Here is an 18,133-nt window from a genome sequence, read left to right on the forward strand (position 1 = left end):
GGTCGTCGAGACCCGCGTTTCAGTCCGCTCACGTCACGACATCCGGGGCGGTGCGGCCGGTGTAGTGGGTGATGCCGGCGATTTCTTCGGCGGCGGCCGTGATTTCGGCGAGCATCGTGGTGGTGTCGGCGTCGAGCGTGCCGGTCGGGGATTCGTAGCGTTCGAGGTAGACGCGCACGGTGGCGCCGCTCGTGCCGGTGCCCGACAGGCGGAACACGACTCGGCTGCCGCCCTCGAACAGGATGCGGACGCCCTGGTTGCGGCTGACCGAACCGTCGGTCGGGTCTTCATAGGCGAAGTCGTCGGCAGCTTCGATCGTCAGCGCGCCGAAGGTCTGCCTGGGCAGCGTGGCGAGCCTGTCGCGGAGCGCCCCCATCAACGCGTCTCCGGCGGCGCTTTCGACGCCTTCATAATCGTGGCGCGCGTAATAGTTGCGGCCGAAGCGTGCCCAATGTTCCTGCGCGATCTGCTGCGCGGACTTGCCCGTCACCGCGAGGATATTGAGCCAGAGCAGCACGGCCCAGAGCCCGTCCTTCTCGCGGACGTGATCCGAGCCGGTGCCGGCGCTCTCCTCGCCGCAGATCGTTGCCCTGCCGGCGTCGAGCAGGTTGCCGAAAAATTTCCACCCCGTGGGCGTCTCGTACGCGGGGATGCCGAGCGCTTCCGCGACGCGGTCAGCGGCGGCGCTGGTCGGCATCGAGCGGGCGATGCCCTTCAGGCCGCCGGCATAGCCCGGCGCAAGATGCGCGTTGGCGGCGAGCATCGCGAGGCTATCCGACGGGGTGATGAAGATGCCGTGGCCGATGATCAGGTTGCGATCGCCGTCGCCATCCGACGCGGCGCCGAAATCGGGCGCACCGGGTGCCATCATCAGATCGTAGAGATCGCGTGCGTGGACGAGGTTGGGATCGGGATGGTGGCCGCCGAAGTCCTCGAGCGGGATGCCGTTGAGGACCGTGCCGGGTTCGAAGCCGAGTCGCCGCTCGAGGATCTCGGTAGCGTACGGGCCGGTGACGGCGCTCATCGCGTCGAACGCCATCGTCAGGCCAGCCGCGCGGATCGCGGGGAAGTCGAACAGCGTCTCCATCAGCGCGGCATAATCAGTGACCGGATCGACGATCTCGAGCGCCATGCCGGCGAGATCGCTTTCGCCGAGCGTGTCGAGATCGATGTCGGCGGCGCCAGCGATCAGGTAGCGGTCGATCGTCGTCGTGCGCGCGAATATCGCCTCGGTCACCTTTTCGGGCGCGGGGCCGCCGTTGGCGACATTATACTTGATGCCGAAATCCTCGTCGGGGCCGCCCGGATTGTGGCTCGCGGACAGGATCAGCCCGCCGATCGCGCCGCGGATGCGGATCATGTGCGACGCGGCGGGAGTCGAGAGGATACCACCCTGCCCCACCACGACGCGGCCGAAGCCGTTCGCGGCGGCCATGCGGATCGCAATGGCGATCACCTCGCGGTTGAGGAAGCGGCCGTCGCCGCCGATCACGAGCGTCGCGCCCTGCTTGTCCTCCACCACGTCGAACACCGACTGGATGAAGTTCTCGGCGTAATGCGGCTGCTGGAAGACCTTCACCTTCTTGCGCAGCCCGGACGTGCCGGGCTTCTGCCCGGTGAAAGGCGTGGTCGCCACCGTTTCGATCATGCCTCGATCAATCCCCGACAGAGCGCGGCATAGGCTGCCCCGCTCGTGCCCCATGAAAAGTCCGCGCCCATGCCGCGGCGCTGCAGCGTCTGCCATCGCAGCGGATCGGCATAAAGCGCGATCAGGCGGCGCAAAGCATGGATCAGCGACTCTCGCGTGACGCCGTCGAACTGGATGCCGGTCGCGACGCCGGCAGCGAGCGCGGCGGCGTTGGCGTCGATAATCGTATCGGCCAGCCCGCCGGTGCGCGCGACGACGGGGACGCAGCCGTAAGCGAGACCGTAAAGCTGGGTCAGCCCGCATGGCTCGAAGCGCGACGGGATCAGGATCGCGTCCGCCCCGCCCTGCAGCAAGTGCGAGACCGGCTCGTCATAGCCGATGCGCACGCCGATGCGGCCGGGGTGACGCTCGGCCGCGGCAAGGAACGCCTGTTCGAGCGCGGCATCGCCCGAGCCGAGCAGCGCCAGCCGGCCACCCATTGCGACAAGATCGTCGAGGCAATCGGCAAGCACGTCCATGCCCTTCTGCCATGTCAGCCGGCTGATGACGGTGGCGATTGGGCCGTTGCCGGCGTCGAGCCCGAACGTGCGTTCGACGGCGCGCTTGTTGGCGGCGCGGCGGGCGAGCGTGCGGGCGGTGTAGCGCGCGGGGAGCGCGGGATCGTGTTCGGGGCTCCAGACCGCCGGGTCGATGCCGTTGACGATGCCGTGGACCTCCGCGGCGCGGGTGGCGATCAGGCCTTCGAGGCCCATGCCGAATTCGGGCTGGAGGATCTCGCGCGCGTAGGTCGGGCTGACGGTGGTGATCGCGTCAGCGGCCTCGAGACCAGCCTTCAGGAAGCCGACGCCGCCATAATATTCGACTCCGTCGATCGACCACGCTTCGGGGGGCAAGCCGAGCTCGTCGAAGATGGCGGCATCGAAACGGCCCTGAAAGGCGATGTTGTGGACCGTCACGACCGATTTCACCGGGGCGGCGGCGTAGCGAAGGTAGGCCGGGGCGAGCGCGGCTTGCCAATCGTGCGCGTGAAGGATGTCGAAGGTCAGGTTCTTGACGGCGCTGCTAGCGATGTCCGCCGCGGCGTAAGCGAGGGCGGCGAAGCGGCGCCAATTGTCGGGCCAGTCCTGGCCGGTGGCGTCGGCGTAAGGGCCACCGTCGCGGGCGTAGAGCGTGGGGGCGTCGAGGACGAGCAGCGGGTGGCCGGCGATGTCTCCGCGGAGAAGACGGGCTTCGGTGCCGAGCAGATCCCGCCATTTGTGGATGGGGCGGCCGGTGGTGGCTTTCAGCACGGCGGGGTAGCCGGGGAGCAGTGTCGTGGTGGTGATGGCGTGGGGGGTCAGCGCGGCAGGGAGTGCGCCGACGACGTCCGCGAGTCCGCCGGTCTTGATGAGGGGGTAGGCTTCGGAGGCGACGGAGAGGACGCGCACTTAGTTTGATCCGGGAGGCGAGCAGGCGATACCCACATCCTCCCCGGCACGGGGAGGGGGACCGCGGCGCGCAGCGGCGTGGTGGAGGGGCTGGTTTGGGGCAGCGGTTCGCCAAGCCAGCCCCTCCACCACGCTGCGCGTGGTCCCCCTCCCCGTTCCGGGGAGGATTGGTTTGGGGAGGATCACGCGAGCCGGTCGATCATCGGTTTGGTGATCAGGCAGACGCCACTGTCGGTGCGGCGGAAGCGTTTGGCGTCGAGTACCGGATCGTCGCCGACGACGAGGCCGTCGGGGATTTCGACGCCGCGGTCGATCACGACCTTCCGCAGCCGGGCGCCGCGGCCGATGTGGACATAGGGCAGCACGACTGCTTCATCGAGCATCGCGAAGCTGTGCGTGCGGACGCCGGTGAACAGCAGCGACTTGTGGATCGACGACCCCGAGACGATGCAGTCGCCCGAGACAAGGCTGGCGACCGCGGAGCCGCGTCGGCCCTCGATGTCGTGGACGAACTTCGCCGGCGGGGTCAGCTCCGAATAGGTCGAGATCGGCCAGGAGCGATCGTACAGGTCGAGCGCGGGGACAACATCGGTAAGATCGATGTTGGCCTCCCAATAGGCGTCCACCGTGCCGACATCGCGCCAATAGGAGGATGATTCGTTCGATGAGCGGACGCACGAGGTGCTGAACTGGTGTGCGATCGCGCGGCCGTTCTTGACCAGCCAGGGGATGATATCCTTGCCGAAATCGCGGTTCGAGCCCGGCGTCTCGGCATCGCGGCGGAGCTGATCGAAGAGGAACTTGGTGTTGAAGACATAGACGCCCATCGAGGCGAGCGCGATGTCCGGCTTGCCGGGCATCGCCGGCGGATCGGCGGGCTTTTCGAAGAAGTCGATGATCCGGTCGGTCTCGTCGATGTGCATCACGCCGAACGCAACCGCCTCCATCCGCGGCACTTCCATGCACGCGACCGTCACGTCGGCGCCTTGGTCGACGTGCTGCTGGAGCATCAGCTCGTAATCCATCTTGTAGATGTGGTCGCCCGCGAGGATGACCATGTATTCCGGGCCGTAGCTTTCGACGATGTCGATATTCTGGAAGACGGCGTCGGCGGTGCCTTCATACCATTGAAATTCACTGACGCGCTGCGAGGCGGGCAGGATGTCGAAGCTTTCGTTGCGCTCGGGGCGCAGGAAGTTCCAGCCATGCTGGAGGTGGCGGATCAGCGAGTGCGCCTTGTATTGCGTTGCGACGCCGATGCGGCGGATGCCCGAATTGAGCGCGTTCGACAGCGCAAAATCGATGATCCGGCTCTTGCCGCCGAAATAGACTGCGGGTTTGGCGCGGGCGTCGGTCAACTCGGCGAGCCGGCTGCCGCGCCCGCCGGCGAGCACATACGCCATCGCGTCACGCGCGAGCGGCTGTCCTTTGCGGTGATCCATCCTCTCGCCTTTCTTTGTTCTCGTCGCCCCTTCCCGCTTGCGGACGGGGACATTCAGCCGTCGTATTCCAACATGATCGTAGCAAGCGGGGGCAGCGTTACCATGGCGGCGCCGTCCTTTGCGGTGACGCCGCCAAGGTTGCCGAGCCCCGAGCCCCAGTAATCGTGCGCGTCAGAATTCAGGATCTCGCGCCAGCGGCCGTTGTGCGGCAGCGGGATGCGATAAGGTGCGCGCGCGATCGGGGTCATGTTGCAGATAACGACGATCGGGGGTGCGTCGGGTGCCTTGCGCAGCCAGACGAAGACCGAATTGGCCGCATCGTCCGCCACGACCCACTCGAAACCCTCGGGCTCGCAATCGCGCGCGTGGAGCGCAGGCTTTTCGCGGTACAGCCGGTTGAGATCGCGGACGAGCTTGCGCACGCCTTCGTGCGCGGGCGCGTGGCACAGGTTCCAGTCGAGCGCGCGATCCTCGCTCCACTCGCGGCGCTGGGCGAATTCCTGCCCCATGAACAACAGCTTCTTGCCGGGATAGCCCCACATCATCGTGTAATAGGCGCGAAGATTGGCGAATTGCTGCCAGTCGTCACCGCTCATCTTCGCAAGCAGCGAGCCCTTGCCGTGGACGACTTCGTCGTGGCTGAGCGGCAGGACGTAATTTTCGCTGAAGGCGTACATCAGCCCGAAGGTGATGTCCTGATGATGGTGGCGGCGGTGGACCGGCTCGCGCGCCATATACTTCAGCGTATCGTGCATGAAGCCCATGTTCCACTTAAAGCCGAACCCCAGCCCGCCGTCGTACGCCGGGTGGGTGACGCCAGGCCAAGCGGTCGATTCCTCGGCGATGGTGAAGATGCCGGGGTGCGCGCCGTAGACCGCCGTGTTCATCGACTGAAGGAACGAGGCGGCTTCCCAATTCTCGCGGCCACCCTCGGCATTGGGGATCCATTCGCCGGCCTTGCGGCTATAATCGCGGTACAGCATCGAGGCGACCGCATCGACGCGCAGGCCGTCGATATGATAGCGCTCGGCCCAGAACAGCGCGTTGTTGACTAGGAAAGCCGCCACCTCGCGCCGGCCGAAATTGTAGATCGCGGTGTTCCAGTCGGGGTGATAGCCGAGCCGCGGATCATCATGCTCGTACAGCGCGGTGCCGTCGAAGCGCGCGAGGCCGTACGCGTCGATCGGGAAGTGCGCGGGCACCCAATCGAGCAGCACGCCGATGCCGGCGCGATGCGCGCCATCGACGAAGCGCGCGAACCCCTCGATGTCGCCGAACCGCGCCGAGGGGGCGTAGAGCCCGGTCGTCTGATAGCCCCAGGACGGATCATAGGGATGCTCGGCAATCGGCATGAATTCGATATGGGTGAAGCCCATCTCGACGACGTACGGGATCAACCGGTCGGCGAGCGCATCCCAGGTGAGGAACCAGCCGTCGGCGTCGCGCTGCCACGATCCGGCGTGGACCTCATAGATGCTGACGGGCACGCGGCGCGGATCGATCGTCTGCCAATGCGCCTGGTGATCGGCGTCGCCCCAGATATGTGTGGGGGGTCCGGTGGTGATCGAGGCGGTGCCGGGGCGAAGCTCGGTGGCGAAGGCGTAGGGATCGGCCTTCAGCGGCTGAAGCTGGCCGTCGCCACCGATGATCTCGTATTTGTAATGCCGGCCGGGGCCGATGTCGGGCAGGAAGATCTCCCACACGCCGACATCGCCGCGGCGACGCATGAGGTGGCGTGTGCCGTCCCAGTCGTTGAAGTCGCCGACCACCGACACGCGCCGGGCGTGCGGCGCCCAGACGGCGAAGTGCATGCCGCTGGCGCCTTGGTGCTCGATCAGGTGCGCGCCGAGCTTGTCGTGCAGGCGGAAGTGCGTGCCCTCGGCCATCAACAGATCGTCGACGGGTCCAAGCACGGGGCCGAAGCTGTAGGGATCGGTGACCCACCATTCCGCGCCGCCACCTTGCGCGTGGTAGCGCAGCGGCTGCGGATCGCCGGCGACGATGCCTTCGAACAGGCCGCGGTCATCGACCCGCTCCAGCGCGCCCAGCAACGTGCCGGACAGATCGTGCGCCTCGGCGGCTTCCGCGCCGGGGATCAATGCGCGGGCGAAGGTGCCGTCGGGCCCCGCATGCGCGCCGAGCAGCGCGAAGGGATCGTCGTGTTGGCCAGCCAATAGCGCGGAGATTGCGCCCTGTGGCGGCTTCACATCACGCCCCAGATGTCGCGGGCGTATTCGCTGATCGTGCGATCAGACGAGAACCAGCCGACGTTGGCGACGTTGCGGACCGCCGACGCGCGCCACGCGGGCTGATCGGCCCAGCGCGCATCGACGCGGCGCTGCGCGGCGGCGTACGCATCGAAATCCGCCGCGACCATGAACCAGTCGCCACCGTAAAGCCCATCCACGAGGCCCTTGTAGCGTTGCGGATCATCAGGGGAGAACACGCCGGAAGCGATTGCGTTCACCGCCTGCGACAATTCCCGGCTGCCCTCGATCACTTCGCGCGGCGCATAGCCGTTGGCGCGCTTTGCCGCGACCTCGTCGGCGTCGAGGCCGAAGATGAAGATGTTGTCGTCGCCGACGCGATCCTTGATCTCGATATTGGCGCCGTCGAGCGTGCCTATCGTCAGCGCGCCGTTGAGCGCGAACTTCATGTTGCCGGTGCCCGATGCCTCCATCCCGGCTGTGGAAATCTGTTCGGACAGATCGGCCGCGGGGATGATCCGCTCCGCCAGGCTGACGTTGTAATTGGGGATGAACACGACCTTCAACAGGCCGCCGACGAGCGGATCGCCGTTTATCCGCCGCGCGACATCGTTCGCCAGTTTGATGATCAGCTTGGCGTTGTGATAGCTCGACGCGGCCTTCCCGGCGAACAGCTTCACCCGCGGCGTCCAGTCGCGTTCGGGGTGGCTGCGGATCTGATCATAGAGCGCGACCGTCTCGATGATGTTGAGCAGCTGGCGCTTGTATTCGTGGATGCGCTTGATCTGCACGTCGAACAGCGCGTCGGGATCAAGCCGCAGCCCCATGCTGTCCTTGATGTACTTCGCCAGCGCCACCTTGTTAGACCGCTTCACCTCGGCGAGCCGCTCTTGGAACGAGGAGTCGTCGGCGAACGATTCCAAGCCCTTGATCAGCGCGGTATTGTCGCAGAACTCGGGCCCGATGGCGTCGCGGATCAGCGCGGTGAGGCGCGGGTTGCACTCCATCAGCCAGCGCCGCGGGGTGATGCCGTTAGTCTTGTTGTTGATCCGATCGGGATACAGCCGGTGGAGATCGGCGAACACCGTCTGCTTCATCAGATCGGTGTGGAGCGCCGCAACGCCATTGACGCTGTGGCTGCCGACGAAGGCGAGGTTCGCCATCCGCACGCGCCGCTCGCCGCCCTCGTCGATCAGGCTGATCGCGCTGATCGCGGCATCATCGACGCCGGGCGCCTTGCGCGCCTGACGCAACACCTTCGCGTTGATTGCATAGACGAGCTGCATGTGCCGCGGCAGCAGCCGTTCGAACAACGGCAGCGGCCAGCTTTCTAGCGCTTCGGGCAGCAAGGTGTGGTTGGTGTAGCCGAACGTCTTGCGCGTCACCTCCCACGCTTCGTCGAAGCCGAGATCGTGCTGGTCGATCAGCAGCCGCATCAGCTCGGCGACCGATACGGCGGGGTGCGTATCGTTGAGCTGGATCGCAGCCTTGTCGGCGAGCGTGCGCACGTCACCGAAATATTGGACGTGACGACGGACGATGTCCTGGATCGAAGCTGAGGAGAAGAAATACTCCTGCCGCAGCCGAAGCTCCTGCCCCGATGCGTTCGAATCATTGGGGTAAAGCACGCGCACCAGGCTTTCGGCGCGCGCTTGCCCGGCGAGCGCGCCGATGTGGTCGCCAGCGTTGAAGGCATCGAGGTGAATCGGATCGAACGCGCGCGCGCTCCACAGCCGCAGCGTGTTGACGCGCTTGCCGCGCCAGCCGACGACGGGCGTGTCATAAGCGATGGCCTCGATCGCCTCGGCGGGTTTCCAGTGGACAATCCCCGTGTCGTTGCCGGTCACCTCGCCGCCGAAACCGATGAAATAAGCGCTTTCGCGGCGCTCGAATTCCCATGGATTGCCGTGCGACAGCCAGTTCTCGGGCAGTTCGACCTGCCAGCCATCGTCGAGCCGCTGGCGGAACATGCCGTTCACGTAGCGGATGCCATAGCCGTAGGCGGGCAGATCGAGCGTCGCGAGGCTTTCCATGAAGCACGCCGCCAGCCGGCCGAGGCCGCCATTGCCCAGCGCCGCATCGGGCTCGATCTCCTCGATCTCGACTAGGTCGATTCCGAGCGAAGCGAGCGCGCGGCCGACCTCGTTGTTGCGGCCGAGGTTCGACAACGCGTCGCGCAACAAGCGGCCGATGAGAAATTCGAGGCTGAGATAATAGACGCGCTTGGCCTGCGCGGCGTGCGCAGCGCGGGTGGAGGCCATCCACTTGTCGATGATCTCGTCACGCAGCGTGAGTATCGTCGCCTCGAGCCAATCGTGCTTGCGGGCGGCGCGCTCGTCCTTGCCGATGCGGTGGATGAGCGTGTCGACGATCCGCTCGGCCAGTGGCGAGCGATCGTTGGCGGGAGCTGGGCTTGGAGCGAGCGCGGGCGTGGTCATGTCCGCCAAAGATTAGCGACGCGGGCCGCGGAGTCACGCCTGATGCCGCGCCGAACCCACGGATTTTTACGGGACGCTAGACGGTGAAGCTTTCGCCGCAGCCGCAGGCGCCCTTGGCGTTGGGATTGGCGAAGGTGAAGCCGGCGGTGAAATCGTCCTCGACCCAGTCCATCGTCGAGCCGATCAGGTACAGGATCGAGCCGCCGTCGACGTAGAGCGTACCGCCGTCGGTTTCGATCTTCTCGTCGAACGGCTTCGCCTCGCTGATGTAGTCGACTGAGTACGCCAGGCCCGAGCAGCCGCGGCGCGGGGTCGAGAGCTTGACCCCGACCGTGTCCGCCGGCGCCTTGTCCATCAGATCGGCGATGCGCGCCTTGGCACCATCGGTGAGGATGAGCGCGGCGGGGCGGGTGCGGGTCGTGGTGGTCATCACAACATACCCAGTTCGAGCCGCGCTTCGTCGGTCATCTTGCCGGGATCCCAGGCCGGATCCCAGACGAGGTTCACGTCGGCCATTGCAATGCCGGGGACCGCGCTGACGCGCATCTCGACCTCGGCGGGCATCGATTCGGCGACCGGGCAATGTGGCGTCGTCAGCGTCATCGTCACCACGGCATGACCGCCGTCAGTGACCTCGACACCGTAGATCAGGCCGAGATCGTAGATGTTCACCGGGATCTCGGGATCGAAGATATCCTTCAGCGCATCGACGACCGCCTCGTAGAGCGCGCCGCCGGGCTCGTGCGCCTTTTCGCCCTGCGGCTGTTGCGCGAGGAAACCGTCGAGATAATCGCGCTTTCGGGCGAAGGTTTCGGCGGGGGTTTCGGCTGCCATATCCACCGCGTCTTCGACACGCGCGCGGGGCGGTTTCGTTTCGGCAGCCACTTCTTCGACGCGGAATTCACTGCTCATCCGAAGATCCTCGTTACTCTTTCTATGCCTGCGACCAACGCATCGACATCCTGCGGGCCGTTGTAGACGCCGAAGCTGGCGCGAGCGGTGGCCTCGACGCCGAGCGTCTCCATCAGCGGTTGGGCGCAGTGATGGCCGGCGCGGATCGCGACCTTCGCTTCGTCCAAGATGGTGCCGATGTCGTGCGGATGCACCCCCTCGATCACGAAGCTGACGATGCCGGCGCTGTCCTCGGGGCCGAACAGGCGGACCGAGTTGATCGACGACAGCGCTTCGCGGGTGCGGGCGACGAGCGCGGTTTCGTGGGCGTGGATCACTTCGAGGCCGATCGCCTCGACATAATCGATCGCGGCATGAAGCCCGAGCGCGCCGACGATGTGCGGCGTGCCGGCTTCGAAGCGCGTTGGCGGCGGCGCGTAGGTGGTCTTGGCGAAGGTAACACGGTCGATCATCGAGCCGCCGCCCTGATAGGGGGGCATGGCGTCGAGGAGGTCCGCCCTGCCCCAGAGCACGCCGATCCCGGTCGGGCCGTAAAGCTTGTGCGCGGAGAAGACGTAAAAGTCGCAGCCGAGATCGGCGACGTTCACCGGCAGGCGAGGCACGGCCTGGCAGCCGTCGATCAGGATCTTGGCGCCAACGTCGTGCGCGAGTTTGGTGGCGCGCTTTATGTCGAGGACAGAGCCGAGAACGTTCGAGACGTGGGAGAGCGCGACGAGCTTGTGCGCGGGCGTGATCATCGCCGCCATCGCGTCGAGATCGATGCGGTGGTCGGCGGTGAGCGGGATGACATCGATTGCGGCGCCGACGCGCTGCGCGATCATCTGCCACGGCACGATGTTGCTGTGGTGTTCGAGCGCGGACAGGAGGATGCGGTCACCGGCCCTGAGCTGCGTGCCGGCCCAGCATTGCGCGACGAGATTGATCGCCTCGGTTGCGCCGCGGACGAAGACGATCTCGCTTTCATGGCCGCCGATGAAGCGCGCAACGCTGCAGCGCGCGGCTTCGTAGGCGAGCGTCATGTCGGCCGAGCGCTGGTACACGCCGCGGTGGACGGTGGCGTAGGTGGTGTCGTAGCCGCGAGTGATGGCGTCGATCACGGCCTGCGGCTTTTGCGACGTCGCGGCGGTGTCGAGATAGGCCCAACCTTCGGGGATCGCGGGGAAATCGGCGACCAAGTCGAGCGGGCGGGTGGCGGTGAGGATGGTCATGCTGCCTCGCGAATGTTGAGGAAGTTGAGGCGCTGGCGGGGTTGTTTCAACATTCGGGTTTGGGCGGGCATGGGGGGACGCTGACGCGATTGGAGCATGTAGGACAGATCCTCCCCGGCACGGGGAGGGGAACCGCCGCGCACAGCGCGGGGGTGGAGGGGGATCGCCACATGCGGAATCGCTTGTGGAAGGCCCCCTCCACCAGCTTCGCTGGTCCCCCTCCCCGTTCCGGGGAGGATCACATCACTTATCACAGCGCGGTTTCCAGCCATGCATCGGCGTCCGCCTCGAAGGCGTCGCGGATGGATTCGTTACCGATCCGCTCCAGCGCGTCAGCGACGAAGGCGCGGGTGAGCATGGCCTTGGCGCGCTCGGGCGGGATGCCGCGGCTTTGCATGTAGAACATTGCGCCGCGATCGAGTTCGCCCACCGTTGCGCCATGGGCGCATTTGACGTCGTCGGCGAAGATTTCGAGCTCGGGCTTGAGGTTCACCGTCGCGGTGCGATCGAGGAGAAGGCCGCGGAGCGATTGCTCGCCGTCGGTCTTCTGCGCATGGCGCGCGACTTCGACCGCAGCGGCGAGGCTGACCTGGCTGCGATCGGCCGCGACCGCGCGCCAGACCTGGCGCGAGGCGCCGTTGGGCTGGGCGTGGTTCACGCGGACGGCGCATTCCTGTTTTTGTTCGGCGGATGTGAGCAGCGCGCCGCCATATTCGACGAAGGCGCCCTGCCCGGCCATCGTCAGCTGCGCGTCGATCCGGCTGCCCTGCCCGCCTGCACCGAGGAAGGTGGTGACGAGGCTGGCGGCTTCGCCAACCTCGGCCGCTTCGCGCAGTGACACGAAGCCCGCGGGCTGGAGCAGGCGGACGGCGCGCATCAGCCGAGCGCCCTTGGCGAGGCGCGTGCGCATGAAGCGGTTCTGCCAGCCGGCGCCGACAAAGCTTTCGACGACGGTGGCAGCGGCGTCTTCGGCAAGGACGATCTCGGACGGAAGATGATTCTCGCGGCCAGTGGCGACGTGGACGATCTGGACCGGGTCCGCGACTCCTTGCGTGGCGAGGTGAAGAGACCAGCCGAGCCCACGCGCGTGGCGGCCGAGCGCGTGATCGTCCGCCGTGAGATCGGTGATCGTCACGCGGTGTAGATCGCTGCGGGCTTCATCGAGCTTGCCGTCGATGAAGAGCAGCTTGGCGCCGGGGAGATCGAGGAACTCGGCTTCCGGCGCGGCGATGGAAGCGAGCGCGGCGGCGGCTGAGAGGCTGCCGAGATCGGCCCAGCGCCATGCTTCGGCGCGGGTGGAGGGGAGATCGAGGAGAGTCACTTCGTCCTCCCCAGCGTGCCGGGGAGGGGGACCGCGACGCGCAGCGGCGTGGTAGAGGGGCGGCGCGAAGCGCCGGCTGCGCCGACCCTTCCACCATTTGCTGCGCAAATGGTCCCCCTCCCCCCGCTTCGCGCGGGGAGGACTGACGTCGCGCTCACGCGGCGATCTCCGTGTAGCCTTCGCGTTCGAGCTGGTGCGCGAGTTCGGCGCCGCCCGAGCGGGTGATGCGGCCGTCGGCGAGGACGTGGACGAAATCGGGCCGCACGTAATCGAGCAGGCGCTGATAGTGGGTGATCAGCATCACCGCCTTGTCGGGGCGGCGCATGATGCGGTTGATGCCGTCGCCGACGATGCGCAGCGCGTCGATATCAAGCCCGCTGTCCGTCTCGTCGAGGATCGCGAAACTAGGATCGATGATGCCCATCTGGACCATCTCGTTGCGCTTCTTCTCGCCGCCCGAGAAGCCGACGTTGACGGGGCGCTTGAGCATCTCGACATCCATCTCAAGCTTGCGCGCTTCCTCGCGGGCGAGCTTGAGGAATTCGGCGCCCGACAGCGGCTTTTCGCTGCGGTTGGTGCGCTGCGCGTTGAGCGCCTCGCGGAGGAACTGGACGTTCGACACGCCGGGAATTTCAACCGGGTACTGGAAGCCGAGGAATACGCCGGCGGCGGCGCGCTCGTTGGGGGCGAGTTCGAGCAGATCCTGGCCGTTGAAGGTGATGCTGCCTTCGGTGACTTCGTAGCCCGGGCGGCCGCCGATGACATAGCCGAGCGTCGACTTGCCCGCGCCGTTCGGCCCCATGATCGCGTGGATCTCGCCCGCGTTCACGGTGAGGGTGAGGCCCTTGAGGATGGGCGTGCCGGCGATTTCGGCGTGGAGGTTGGTGATCTGGAGCATGGTCATCTTTCAAGCCCCTCCCCTTCAGGGGAGGGGTTGGGGTGGGGGCTGTCCGCGACAACCGCCCGCGCGTGGAGCGCGGTACGGATGAGCGCGGCAACGCCTTCGAGGTTGGTCATTACATCGGTGTTGCTGATGTGCAGTACGCGCAAGCCGTGTGCAGCCAGCGCGGCGTCGCGGCGACGATCAGCGTCGAGCTCATGCGTGTCGCCGTCGACTTCGATCACCAGCTTCGCAGCGGGGCAGAGGAAGTCGGCGGTGTGCTGGCCGATCACCGCTTGGCGGCGAAACTTGAAACCGTCGAGCTGCGAGTTCGACAGGATGAGCCACAGGCGCTTTTCCGGCGCGGTCGGTTGGGGGCGCATGTTGTGGGCGCGGTCGTTCAGGCTGGCGATGGTATTCGCGGAGAGGCCCCACCCCCGGCCCCTCCCCTGAAGGGGAGGGGAGTTGGTGCGCCTTGCCTCGTCGGTCGGCGTCAGGGTCATCCCACCGAACCCTCCAACGAAATCCCCAGCAACTTCTGCGCCTCGACCGCGAACTCCATCGGGAGCTGCTGCAGCACTTCGCGCGCGAAGCCGTTGACGATCAGCGCCACCGCCGCTTCGCTGTCGAGGCCGCGCGACATGGCGTAGAACAACTGGTCTTCGCTGATCTTCGAGGTGGTCGCCTCGTGCTCGATCTGCGCGCTCGGGTTGCGAACTTCGATGTACGGGATGGTGTGCGCGCCGCACTGGTCGCCGAGCAGCAGCGAATCGCACTGGGTGAAGTTGCGCACGCCCTCGGCAGTGGGGGCGACGCGCACCAGGCCGCGGTACGTGTTGTCCGAGCGGCCGGCGCTGATGCCCTTCGACACGATCGTCGATCGGGTGTTTTTGCCCAAGTGGATCATCTTGGTGCCGGTATCGGCCTGCTGGCGGTTGTTCGTCACGGCGACCGAGTAGAATTCACCGACGCTGCCGTCGCCGAGCAGCACGCACGACGGGTATTTCCACGTTACGGCGCTGCCGGTTTCGACCTGCGTCCAGCTCACCTTGCTGTTCTTGCCCTGGCAAAGCGCGCGCTTCGTGACGAAATTGTAGATGCCGCCGACGCCATTCTCGTCGCCGGGATACCAATTCTGCACGGTCGAATATTTGATCTCGGCATCGTCGAGCGTGATCAGCTCGACGACCGCAGCATGGAGCTGGTTCTCGTCGCGCATCGGGGCGGTGCAGCCTTCGAGGTACGAGACGTACGACCCCTTGTCGGCGATGATCAGCGTGCGTTCGAACTGGCCGGTATTCTCGGCGTTGATGCGGAAATAGGTGCTCAGCTCCATCGGGCAGCGCACGCCTTCGGGGATGTACACGAAGGTGCCGTCGGAGAAGACCGCGCTGTTGAGCGTCGCGAAGTAATTGTCGTGCTGCGGCACAACCTTGCCGAGCCACTTCTTCACCATCTCGGGATATTCGCGGATCGCTTCCGAGATCGACAGGAAGATGACGCCAGCGGCCTTCAGCTCGGCGCGGAAGGTGGTGGCGACCGAGACGCTGTCGAACACCGCGTCGACCGCGATGCGACGCGCGCCCTCGACGCCGGCGAGCACTTCCTGCTCGGCGATCGGGATGCCGAGCTTTTCATAGGTGCGACGAATTTCGGGATCGAGTTCGTCGAGCGAGGCGATCGTCTTCTTCTGCGTCGGCTCCGCGTAATAATACGCGTCCTGATAGTCGATCGGCGGGATGTTGAGCTTCGACCAATTGGGCGATTCCATCGTCAGCCACTTGCGGTAGGCCTTCAGGCGCCAGTCGAGCATCCATTCGGGCTCGTTCTTCTTGGCGGAGATGTACCGCACCGTGTCTTCGGTCAGGCCCTTAGGCGCGAAGTCGGTCTCGACGTCGGTCGCGAAACCCCATTCGTACTTCTTGGACACGGCGGCGAGCGCCTCGGCATTCTTCACGGCCATTTCAGGCGTCCACCTTCATGTCAGTCGATGCGCGTTCCACGGCCTTGGCCGGGACGAGCGGGAGGGGAGTGGCGAGTTGCGTCAGCGAAACACCGGCGAGCGCGTCGCGCACCGCCCGGTTGACGACCGACCAGTGCGGGCGGACGAGGCAGGTGCCGTCAAGCGCGCAATCGTGACGATCATTGTCGACGCAAGTGGTGAGGCCGATCGGCCCTTCGACCGCCTCGATCACGTCGGCGAGGCTGATAGCCGACGGCGGGCGCGAGAGGCGGAAGCCGCCGCCGGTGCCGCGCGTGCTTTCGATCAGCCCGGCGGCCGAGAGGCGACTGACCAGCTTCTGCGCGGTAGGGAGCGGCACGCCGGTTTCCTGCGCGAGGCTCGTCGCGTTGACGCGCGCCATGCCGCCGCAGTGGCGCGCCGCGGCGGTCATCATAACGACCGCATAATCGGCCAGGCTGGAGAGGCGCATTTGCGAATAATTCTCAAATCGGAGTAAATCGTTCCGATTGTGAGATGGGCCTTTACGTGGGCAAAATCAACCGCGTTCAGGTGTCCGAAATGATCGGATGGACCTGGCCGGCGAGCGCGTGACGCTGGCTGATCGTTAGCTGCGCGAGCAAGGTCGGCTGTTCGCGCATCTGCCGCGGCGTGAGGCCGGTGAAGCGCTTGAGCTCGCGGATCAGATGCGACTGATCGTAGAAGCCGTCCTCGATCAGCGTATCGAGCGATGCGCTGCCGCTGGCGAGTGCGGAGGCGGCGCGCAGCGCGCGATATTTGCGGGCAAGCACTTTGGGCGGGGCGCCGTACAGCGCGTTGCAGCGCCGCTCGACCTGGCGGCGCGAGAGGCCGGTGGTGGTGACCAGCTCGTCGAGATCGGGCGAGGCGCTGCCGGCGAGCCACGCATCGATGCGGCGCGCGAAATCGAGCGAGCGCGAGGCATCGTCGTGAAGCGAGCGGCGGACGAAATCGGCGGCGATGTCGATCCGGGCGTCGATATCGTCGGTCGCGCGCATCGCGTCGGCCGCAATGCTGATGCCCTCGCCGAACGCGACGACGCCGTCGATTGCACGATTGATCATCGCCGACGCCTCGATCCCGAGCAGCGCGATCCAGCCAGCCGGCTGCAGCCCCATGCCGACGACGACGAGCGGACCATCGGCGCGCGTGTTGATCGCGCCAGTCGTCGCGCCGACGACGTGGAGCATCGGCGCTTCCTGCCGCGTGCCGTCTGGAAAGCCGTAAGAGGCGCGGCCGGGCGACAGGCGAAACCGCAGCTGCGCGTGATCGGCGCGCTCAACATCCTCGAACAATGGGATATTTGCGGTGAAGTGATAGAATAGAGTGACGTAGGGCTGCAAATCCTCGGGCGGAACCCGATAGTCCAGCTTCACATCCATCACAGTGCCCGCCCCGTTTCCCCGAGCGGGCAATACGCTTTTCAAAACAACATGAAAAGTGGCTCGGCCGCCTAAACGGCCGAGCCAGAGGAAAGAGCCCCCGGAATGGGAGCCCTTCGGGTCGCAACGCCGTTAAAGACTCGTTTTGACGCCGCGTATTGGACAGATCCGACATTTACGTCGGGGGAAACCGACATTGCGCATCCGCTTGATTCTGCACGCGGCTTATGAGCAGCGGGGGCGATGAGCTTTCTCCTGCGACCTGCCCTGTTCGCGCTCGACGCCGAACGTGCACACCGGCTGACGATTCGTGCGCTTGGCGCCTGGGGCCTGGCCGGGGCGCCGGGCGGGCAGCAGATGAACGATCCGATTTTGCGCAGCCGCGTCGCCGGAATAGACTTCGCCAACCCGATGGGAGTCGCCGCCGGGATCGACAAGGATGGCGAAGCGGTGACCGGGCTCCACGCGCTGGGGTTCGGCGCGGTCGAAGTGGGCACGCTGACGCCACTGCCGCAGCCGGGCAATCCCAAGCCGCGGCTGTTCCGGCTCGTCGCGGACAAGGGCGTGATCAATCGCATGGGCTTCAACAATGGCGGGCTGGCGGCGGCGCTGGCACGGCTGCCGGCGAAGCGCCGCGGCGTGCTGGGGCTGAACGTCGGCGCCAACAAGGACGCCGCGGATCGAGTCGCGGATTACGTCGCGGGCGTCACGGCGGCGGCGCGCGTTGCCAACTACGTAACGATCAATGTCAGTTCACCCAACACACCCGGATTGCGTGACTTGCAGCACGGGACCGCATTGCGCGATCTGCTGGCGGCGACGAGACTTGCGGCGGGCGAGCGGCCATTGTTCCTGAAGATCGCGCCCGATCTCGAGCCGAGCGCGATCGACGATATCGCACGCGCGGTGATCGATCACCGGCTCGATGCGCTGATCGTCGGCAACACGACCGTATCGCGCCCGCCGCTCGCGTCGCCGCACGCGGGCGAAAAGGGTGGGCTGTCGGGCGCGCCGCTTGCCGCGCTCGCGCGCCAGCGGCTGAGCGACTTCCGCCGCGCGACTGGCGGCGCGATCCCGCTGATCACGGCGGGGGGGATCGACGGTGGAGCGGAGGCCTATGCGCGGATCCGCGCGGGGGCGAGCCTGGTGCAGCTGTACAGCGCGATGGCCTATGGCGGGCCAGCCTTGCCGATGCGGCTGCTGCACGAGCTGGCGGCGCTGCTGCGGCGCGATGGGTTCGCGAGCGTCGGCGAGGCGGTCGGCACAGGTTGACCTTGCGGAAGCCGCCGA

The 18,133-nt window shown here is 66.3% G+C and carries 15 protein-coding genes; 1 reads left to right on the plus strand and 14 read right to left on the minus strand.

All coding sequences use genetic code 11. The features are described 5' to 3' along the window. Positions 1-28: 28 nt before the first annotated feature. From LLW23_RS02035 to LLW23_RS02100, 14 genes are all read right to left on the minus strand, one after another. Positions 29-1,648, minus strand: a complete 1,620-nt coding sequence (locus LLW23_RS02035; protein ID WP_228947128.1) for an alpha-D-glucose phosphate-specific phosphoglucomutase — start codon at positions 1,646-1,648, stop codon at positions 29-31. After that, the gene (glgA, locus tag LLW23_RS02040; RefSeq protein WP_228947129.1) at positions 1,645-3,075 is read right to left on the minus strand and encodes a glycogen synthase GlgA; all 1,431 of its coding nucleotides are present in this window, start codon (positions 3,073-3,075) and stop codon (positions 1,645-1,647) included. The genes LLW23_RS02035 and glgA overlap by 4 nt, the downstream gene beginning before the upstream one ends. 182 nt (positions 3,076-3,257) lie before the next feature. Then, positions 3,258-4,517, minus strand: a complete 1,260-nt coding sequence (gene glgC / locus LLW23_RS02045; protein ID WP_228947130.1) for a glucose-1-phosphate adenylyltransferase — start codon at positions 4,515-4,517, stop codon at positions 3,258-3,260. A 53-nt stretch (positions 4,518-4,570) separates the two neighbouring features. After that, positions 4,571-6,724, minus strand: coding sequence for a 1,4-alpha-glucan branching protein GlgB (glgB, locus tag LLW23_RS02050; RefSeq protein ID WP_228947131.1), 2,154 nt, complete (start codon positions 6,722-6,724; stop codon positions 4,571-4,573). Beyond that, positions 6,721-9,162 (minus strand): glycogen/starch/alpha-glucan phosphorylase, encoded by a 2,442-nt coding sequence (locus LLW23_RS02055; protein ID WP_228947132.1) that lies wholly within the window; start codon positions 9,160-9,162, stop codon positions 6,721-6,723. The genes glgB and LLW23_RS02055 overlap by 4 nt, the downstream gene beginning before the upstream one ends. Positions 9,163-9,238: 76 nt before the next feature. Further along, positions 9,239-9,592, minus strand: a complete 354-nt coding sequence (locus tag LLW23_RS02060) for a HesB/IscA family protein (RefSeq protein WP_228947133.1) — start codon at positions 9,590-9,592, stop codon at positions 9,239-9,241. Then, complete coding sequence (locus LLW23_RS02065; RefSeq protein ID WP_228947134.1) at positions 9,592-10,074, minus strand: SUF system Fe-S cluster assembly protein; 483 nt, start codon at positions 10,072-10,074, stop codon at positions 9,592-9,594. The genes LLW23_RS02060 and LLW23_RS02065 overlap by 1 nt, the downstream gene beginning before the upstream one ends. Beyond that, positions 10,071-11,282: an aminotransferase class V-fold PLP-dependent enzyme gene (locus LLW23_RS02070; RefSeq protein WP_228947135.1), complete on the minus strand. Its 1,212-nt coding sequence runs from the start codon at positions 11,280-11,282 to the stop codon at positions 10,071-10,073. The genes LLW23_RS02065 and LLW23_RS02070 overlap by 4 nt, the downstream gene beginning before the upstream one ends. Positions 11,283-11,532: 250 nt before the next feature. Then, positions 11,533-12,603 carry a SufD family Fe-S cluster assembly protein gene (locus tag LLW23_RS02075; RefSeq protein WP_228947136.1) on the minus strand — a complete coding sequence of 357 codons (1,071 nt, stop codon included), beginning with the start codon at positions 12,601-12,603 and terminating at the stop codon, positions 11,533-11,535. A gap of 154 nt (positions 12,604-12,757) precedes the next feature. After that, positions 12,758-13,501, minus strand: coding sequence for a Fe-S cluster assembly ATPase SufC (sufC, locus tag LLW23_RS02080; protein ID WP_228948437.1), 744 nt, complete (start codon positions 13,499-13,501; stop codon positions 12,758-12,760). A 2-nt stretch (positions 13,502-13,503) separates the two neighbouring features. Beyond that, a complete protein-coding gene (locus LLW23_RS02085) occupies positions 13,504-13,986 on the minus strand; it encodes an endonuclease domain-containing protein (protein ID WP_228947137.1) in 483 nt (160 codons plus the stop codon). After that, a complete protein-coding gene (gene sufB / locus LLW23_RS02090) occupies positions 13,983-15,446 on the minus strand; it encodes a Fe-S cluster assembly protein SufB (protein WP_228947138.1) in 1,464 nt (487 codons plus the stop codon). The genes LLW23_RS02085 and sufB overlap by 4 nt, the downstream gene beginning before the upstream one ends. A 1-nt stretch (position 15,447) precedes the next feature. Then, a complete protein-coding gene (locus tag LLW23_RS02095) occupies positions 15,448-15,915 on the minus strand; it encodes an SUF system Fe-S cluster assembly regulator (RefSeq protein ID WP_228947139.1) in 468 nt (155 codons plus the stop codon). Between the two features lie 76 nt (positions 15,916-15,991). After that, complete coding sequence (locus LLW23_RS02100) at positions 15,992-16,843, minus strand: helix-turn-helix domain-containing protein (protein ID WP_228947140.1); 852 nt, start codon at positions 16,841-16,843, stop codon at positions 15,992-15,994. Positions 16,844-17,086: 243 nt separating this feature from the next. On the opposite strand from LLW23_RS02100, the gene LLW23_RS02105 reads away from it, so the two are divergent. Further along, a complete protein-coding gene (locus LLW23_RS02105) occupies positions 17,087-18,115 on the plus strand; it encodes a quinone-dependent dihydroorotate dehydrogenase (RefSeq protein ID WP_228947141.1) in 1,029 nt (342 codons plus the stop codon). Positions 18,116-18,133 lie beyond the last annotated feature (18 nt).

It is taken from the genome of Sphingomonas radiodurans, from assembly GCF_020866845.1.
In the GTDB taxonomy this organism is placed as follows: domain Bacteria; phylum Pseudomonadota; class Alphaproteobacteria; order Sphingomonadales; family Sphingomonadaceae; genus Sphingomonas; species Sphingomonas radiodurans.

Bases quoted from the DNA above. Each gene is read 5' to 3' on its own strand.
- LLW23_RS02065 (WP_228947134.1), bottom strand. From the start codon at position 10,074: ATGAGCAGTGAATTCCGCGTCGAAGAAGTGGCTGCCGAAACGAAACCG.
- LLW23_RS02100 (WP_228947140.1), bottom strand. From the start codon at position 16,843: ATGGATGTGAAGCTGGACTATCGGGTTCCGCCCGAGGATTTGCAGCCC.
- sufB (WP_228947138.1), bottom strand. From the start codon at position 15,446: ATGGCCGTGAAGAATGCCGAGGCGCTCGCCGCCGTGTCCAAGAAGTAC.
- glgC (WP_228947130.1), bottom strand. From the start codon at position 4,517: ATGGATCACCGCAAAGGACAGCCGCTCGCGCGTGACGCGATGGCGTAT.
- LLW23_RS02035 (WP_228947128.1), bottom strand. From the start codon at position 1,648: ATGATCGAAACGGTGGCGACCACGCCTTTCACCGGGCAGAAGCCCGGC.
- LLW23_RS02055 (WP_228947132.1), bottom strand. From the start codon at position 9,162: ATGACCACGCCCGCGCTCGCTCCAAGCCCAGCTCCCGCCAACGATCGC.
- sufC (WP_228948437.1), bottom strand. From the start codon at position 13,501: ATGCTCCAGATCACCAACCTCCACGCCGAAATCGCCGGCACGCCCATC.
- LLW23_RS02085 (WP_228947137.1), bottom strand. From the start codon at position 13,986: ATGACCCTGACGCCGACCGACGAGGCAAGGCGCACCAACTCCCCTCCC.
- LLW23_RS02060 (WP_228947133.1), bottom strand. From the start codon at position 9,592: ATGACCACCACGACCCGCACCCGCCCCGCCGCGCTCATCCTCACCGAT.
- LLW23_RS02095 (WP_228947139.1), bottom strand. From the start codon at position 15,915: ATGCGCCTCTCCAGCCTGGCCGATTATGCGGTCGTTATGATGACCGCC.
- LLW23_RS02105 (WP_228947141.1), top strand. From the start codon at position 17,087: ATGAGCTTTCTCCTGCGACCTGCCCTGTTCGCGCTCGACGCCGAACGT.
- LLW23_RS02070 (WP_228947135.1), bottom strand. From the start codon at position 11,282: ATGACCATCCTCACCGCCACCCGCCCGCTCGACTTGGTCGCCGATTTC.